Origin of the sequence: Actinosynnema sp. NPDC059335 (genome assembly GCF_042752395.1) — a bacterium.
Lineage (GTDB): Bacteria > Actinomycetota > Actinomycetes > Mycobacteriales > Pseudonocardiaceae > Actinosynnema.
This window is the reverse complement of record NZ_JBHYXZ010000104.1, coordinates 1-4,997: the sequence shown is the minus strand read 5'-3', so window position 1 is coordinate 4,997 and position 4,997 is coordinate 1. Positions and strand designations below refer to the sequence as shown.

General features: G+C 72.1%; 5 protein-coding genes. All 5 read right to left on the bottom strand.

Annotation, left to right across the window (positions count from 1 at the left end; genetic code table 11):
- Positions 1–122 precede the first annotated feature (122 nt).
- On the bottom strand, positions 123–839 hold the full coding sequence (locus tag ACFXGA_RS27545) for a type 1 glutamine amidotransferase (RefSeq protein ID WP_378092665.1): 717 nt from the start codon (positions 837–839) through the stop codon (positions 123–125).
- Positions 836–2,014 carry a MurT ligase domain-containing protein gene (locus ACFXGA_RS27540; protein WP_378092663.1) on the bottom strand — a complete coding sequence of 393 codons (1,179 nt, stop codon included), beginning with the start codon at positions 2,012–2,014 and terminating at the stop codon, positions 836–838. Before ACFXGA_RS27540 ends, ACFXGA_RS27545 begins: the two co-directional genes overlap by 4 nt.
- 113 nt (positions 2,015–2,127) lie before the next feature.
- Entirely contained in the window at positions 2,128–2,610 is a 483-nt protein-coding gene (locus ACFXGA_RS27535; RefSeq protein ID WP_378092661.1) for a helix-turn-helix domain-containing protein, read from the bottom strand.
- Positions 2,611–2,741: 131 nt separating this feature from the next.
- Positions 2,742–3,407, bottom strand: a complete 666-nt coding sequence (locus ACFXGA_RS27530; RefSeq protein ID WP_378092659.1) for a vancomycin high temperature exclusion protein — start codon at positions 3,405–3,407, stop codon at positions 2,742–2,744.
- A 19-nt stretch (positions 3,408–3,426) separates the two neighbouring features.
- On the bottom strand, positions 3,427–4,997 hold a 1,571-nt coding region (locus tag ACFXGA_RS27525), incomplete at its 5' end, for an LCP family protein (RefSeq protein WP_378092657.1).

Genomic DNA, 4,997 nt, shown 5'->3' with positions numbered 1-4,997 from the left:
CCCCACCCGTCCACCCCGCATGCCCCCCCTTCGCACCCCGGCGGCCGCCACCTGGCTAGCCCGCGGCGTGTCCTACGTTCGGAACGCGTGTGTCCTACGTTCGGAACGGGTGAGTTGAGCGTTCAGAGCGGGACGCCGGCGGCCTTGGCGCGTTCGGCGCGCAGGCGGGTCACGTCGGGCAGCTCCAGCGGGGCGGGCTTGACGCCCGTGGCCCACTCGATCAGCAGGTCGGCGATCTGCGGGTTGCGCGGCAGCACGGGACCGTGCAGGTACGTGCACAGGATCCGGCCCTGCACCGCGCCCTCCACCGAACCGTCGTTGCCCGTGCCCACCTTGACGTGCGCCAACGGCCGCGCCGACGGCCCGAGCACGGTCCGGCCCTGGTGGTTCTCGAACCCGGTCAGCAGGCCCTCGAACAGCCCGTCGGCGGGCGTGGCGATGACCTCGCCGATGGCGCGGCTGCCACCGGCGTGCGAGGTCGAGTCGATCAGCCCGAGACCGGGGTGCGTCACCTGGTCGGCCCGGGTGAACGACTCGCCGAAGATCTGGATCCCCGCGCACACGCCGAGGATCACCGCGCCGCGCGCCGCCGCCCGCTGCATGCCGGGGTGGTCGCGCAGGTGCCGCACGGCCAGCGTCTGCGCCGTGTCCTCGCCGCCGCCGACCACGTAGATGTCGCACGACTCGGGCACCGGCTCGCCGAACCGGATGTTGACGATCTCGGCCGAGATGCCCCGCCACGTCATCCGCTTCTCCAGCACGACGGCGTTGCCGAAGTCGCCGTACGTGCCCAGCAGGTCGGGCAGCACGAGCGCGATCTGGACCTTGCTGGTGCTCACTGGGCGGCCCTCGCGTTCAGGTCGCGGAATGCGGTGTAGTTGGCGATCACCTCGACCGGTCCCGGCGGCATGGCGTCGATCGCCTGCAGCGGGTCCGGCACGATCGTGTGCTCGACCTCGGCGTACGTCAGCCGCACGGCCAGGTCCGTCGCCCGCTCGCCGGACGCGATCACCTGCCGCCCGCGCAGCCGCTCGAACGGCACGTCCCACAGCCACGACAGGTCGCGCCCGTCGGCCTCCTGCGCGTTGATCACCAGCACGGCGGGGTGGTCGGCCTCGCGCACCACGGTCAGCGTCTCGCTCCACCCGGCCGGGTTCTTCGACAGCAGCAGCCGGGCCCGGTGCCCGGACCGCTGGATCGTCCGGTAGCGACCAGCCACGTTGGACACCGCGCGCAACCGCTGCACGGCCTCCTCCACCGGCACGCCCAGCGCCACCGCGGCGGCCGTGGCCATGACCGCGTTGGCCTGGTTGAACTTGCCGGGCAGCCGCAGCGACAGCTCCAGCTTCACGCCGTTCGGCGTGACCAGGTACCCGTCGCCGGTCACCCACTGCGGCCGCGGCCGGGCCAGGTCGCACCCGGTGCAGTGCCAGTGCTCGCCCTCCCAGCGGATCGGGTCGCCGCAGCGCGGGCACGAGGCCGCGTCGTTGTGCCAGCCCGTGCCGGTGGCCACCCACACCACGTTCGCCGAGTCGCGGGCCGCGGACGTCACCATGATGTCGTCGCAGTTGGCCACCACGACCCCGGTCACCGACGCCAGCGCCGTGCGCAGCGACCTCTCGATGGTGCGCACCTCGCCGACCCGGTCGAGCTGGTCGCGGCTGAGGTTGAGCAGCACCGCCACGGCGGGCGACGCGGCGCGCACGACCTCGGGGAAGTACCCCTCGTCGACCTCCAGCACCGCGTACGGCGCGTCGGGCTGCTTGGACAGCGCGGTCACGTGCCCGTCGGGCATGTTCGCGCCACCGTGGTTGGTGGCGACCTCGCCGAGGAACGACGTGGCGCGGCTGAGCATCATCGTGCTGGTCGTCTTGCCGTTGGTGCCGGTCACGAGCGCGACCGAACGGTTGGACGTCAAGTGCGCCAGCGCCTGCGGGTCGAGCTTCAGCGCGACCCGGCCGCCGATCATGCCGCCGGCGCCGAGACCCATCTTCTGCGACAGCTTGGAACTCATGTTGCCCAGTCGCACGGCCGCGGCGGTGCGCAGCGGCAGGCGGGCTGGGTCTGCACCTGGAGTGTTCGGCAACCGACTTCCCGGATCTGTCAGGGGAGGGGGATCCCCCGATGCTACCGGGGGCCGTGGTGCTCCAGTTCCCGCAGGGTCCGGATCAGGTCCACCGTGCTGAGCTGGCACAACTGGGCCATGTACTCCAGCGCGGGCAGGTCGAGGTGCACCTCGGGCGGCTGGCCGGGCACCAGGTGCGCGAGCCTGCCCTGCGCCCACCGGCGCAGCGGCATGAGCTGCGGTCGCGTGTCGGCGACGACCGTGGCCAGGTCCACCGAGAGGTGCCCGGCGGGGGCGTCGCCGAACACGCGTTCGTGCACCCGCGCCAGCACCTGGTGCGCGGGCACGCCGAGGGCGAGGCAGATCTCCACCAACCTGACCACCGAGCACTGGCGGGTGCCCAACTCGTACGTGGCCAACGTCTGCAGCGAGATGTCGCTCTGCAGCCGGCGGTTGAGCTCCTTGCGGGTCCATCCGCGCTGCTTGCGAAGGCTGCGGAGCTCATCACCGAGCACGCGCTGGTACGCCGCTGTGTCGATCTGCACCGTCGATCCTCCAGTCCGCCGGGGCCCCGACAGACCCCACGGAGATGGAAAGCGCGACGGGCCGATCGCTTACGCGGGTTGTCCGAATTATCGCCCGATCGGGCGAACCTAGTAGTACTCAGAGTAGAGTTTCATCGCTCCAAAGCGCTGGTGACACCGTTCTCCCGGGGGCCGAGGAAACGCGGGTCGGGCTTGGCGACGAGGCCGTCCCACATCGCCTTGGCCGCCGCGAAGCCCTCCCGGAAGTACCCGTAGGCGGTCGTGCTCGCCCATTGGGAGGTGTCGTGGCCGACCCCGGACGCGTCGATGCCCGCCGAACGGCACAGCGCCACCGCCCGGGGCAGGTGGAACTCCTGCGTCACGACGGTCGCCCGCTCCACGCCGAAGATCCGCTTCGCCCGCGTGCACGAGTCCCACGTGTCGAACCCCGCGTAATCGGCCACCACCACGTCCGCGGGCACGCCTCGGCCGATCAGGTACGTGCGCATCGCGGTCGGCTCGTCGTAGTCCGTCGTGCTGTTGTCCCCGCTGACCAGGAGCACCTGGACCTTGCCCCGCCGGTACAGGTCGGCCGCCACGTCCAGTCGGCCCGCGAGGAACGGCGTCGGCGTGCCCGCCCCGGTCAGGCCCGCGCCGAGCACGAGCGCCACCGGGGCGTCGGGCACGTCCGCCGCGTCGTGGCGGTAGGGCGCGCTGGCCGCCTGCACCCACACCGACGGCACGGCCGCCAGCACGGCCAGCGCGCCGAGCGCGACCAGCACCCGCTTCCAGCGCACCCGCTTGATGAAACTGCCCACGGCTCCCCCCGAGACGGTGTCAGTTGACGCAGCGCACCCCGTCCGCGGTGATGGGCGGCTCCGTCGTCGTCGTGCCGGCCTGCTGCTGCCGCGCGCCGTCCAGGCCGACCAGCGGCGGTCCGGCGAGGGTCTGCGTGCCGGGGCCGGAGTAGTCCGCGCCCACGAACACGCGGACGTGCCCGGTCGGGATGGCGTCGTCCTGCTCGATCTCCAGCCCGCCCAGGGCGTCGGCGACCGCCTCCGCGCCGGCCTCGCCGCCGACGCCGTAGCGGACCACGGACGCGTCCATGGGCGAGGCGTTGTCCGCGCCGCCGTCGACGAACCTCTCGGCCACGAGCGCCTGGAGCACCCGGCCGGCCAGGCCCGGCGAGCCGGAGGCGTTGCGCACCTCGACGGTCACCGTCGCGTTGTCGATCGTCGGGGTGGTCGTGCCGGCCTGGGTCGGGTCGGCGCCGAGGTTCTTGAAGAACTTCTTCACCTCGCGCTCGTTGATCTCGATCGCGGTGCCGTCCTCGGGCGTCTGCAGCTCCGGGTTGCCGGTCGGGATCGTCTCGAACTTGAGGTTGCCGCCGGTCAGGTCCTTCATCTGGGTGGCGAACCGGAGCACGTTCCAGTCCTTGTCCAGCACGATGGACTTGGTCAGCGCGTCGATCAGGGAGCTGAGCTTGCCGGGGTCCGACAGCGTGCCGGCGGACAGGATCTGCTTGGCCAGGCCCGCCATGAACACCTGCTGGCGCACGATCCGGTCGAGGTCGCCGCGCAGCAGCCCGTACCGCTGCCGGACGAACGCGAGCGCCTCGCGGCCCTGGACCTTCTGCGGCCCGGCGGCGAAGTTCGCGCCCGACATGTCGTCGCGGGTGGCCTGGTTGAGGCACACGTCCACGCCGCCGACGGCCTTGGTGATCTCGTAGAACCCGACCAGGTTGATCTCGGCGTAGCGGTCGATGGTCACGCCGGTGAGGTTCTCGATGGTCTCGATGAGGTTGCGCGCGCCCGCCTGGCGCGACTGGACCTCCAGCTGGGCCGGGTCCTTGACGCCCTCGCGCTCCAGCTTCGCGATCGCGGCGTTCTTGCCGTACCCGTACGCCGAGTTGATCTTGTGCCGACCGTAGCCGCCCGCGATCTGCACGTAGGAGTCGCGCGGGAACGAGACCGCGACGGCCTTGCCGCCGTCGTTGGGCACGTGCATCAGGATCAGCGTGTCGGTGTTCAGGCCGCCGTCGTTCTCGTTGCCCGCGTGCAGCTCGTTCAGGATCTCCTGGGGCAGCGGGTTGCCCTTCGAGTCGGTGCGGCTGTCCATGCCGACCATGAGGATGTCGACCGAGCCGTCGGCCGGCTTCTCGCCGCCGCCCTCGTCGCTGATCACGTCGGTGGTGGCGATGTCGTCGAGCAGCGTGTTGAGGTTCGCCCACGCGTAGCCGGTGCCCAGCAGCACGGCGGCCGAGAACAGCGCCAGGAGCGCGCGGCCGAAGATCGCGCCGCCGGTCGTCGGGCGCTCCGGCGGGCGGCGGCGCGGCGGGCCGGTGCGGCCGGCGGCAGGGCGCGGGCGCTGCCCGGCGGGCCGTGGCGACGCGTCGACACGGCGCGCGT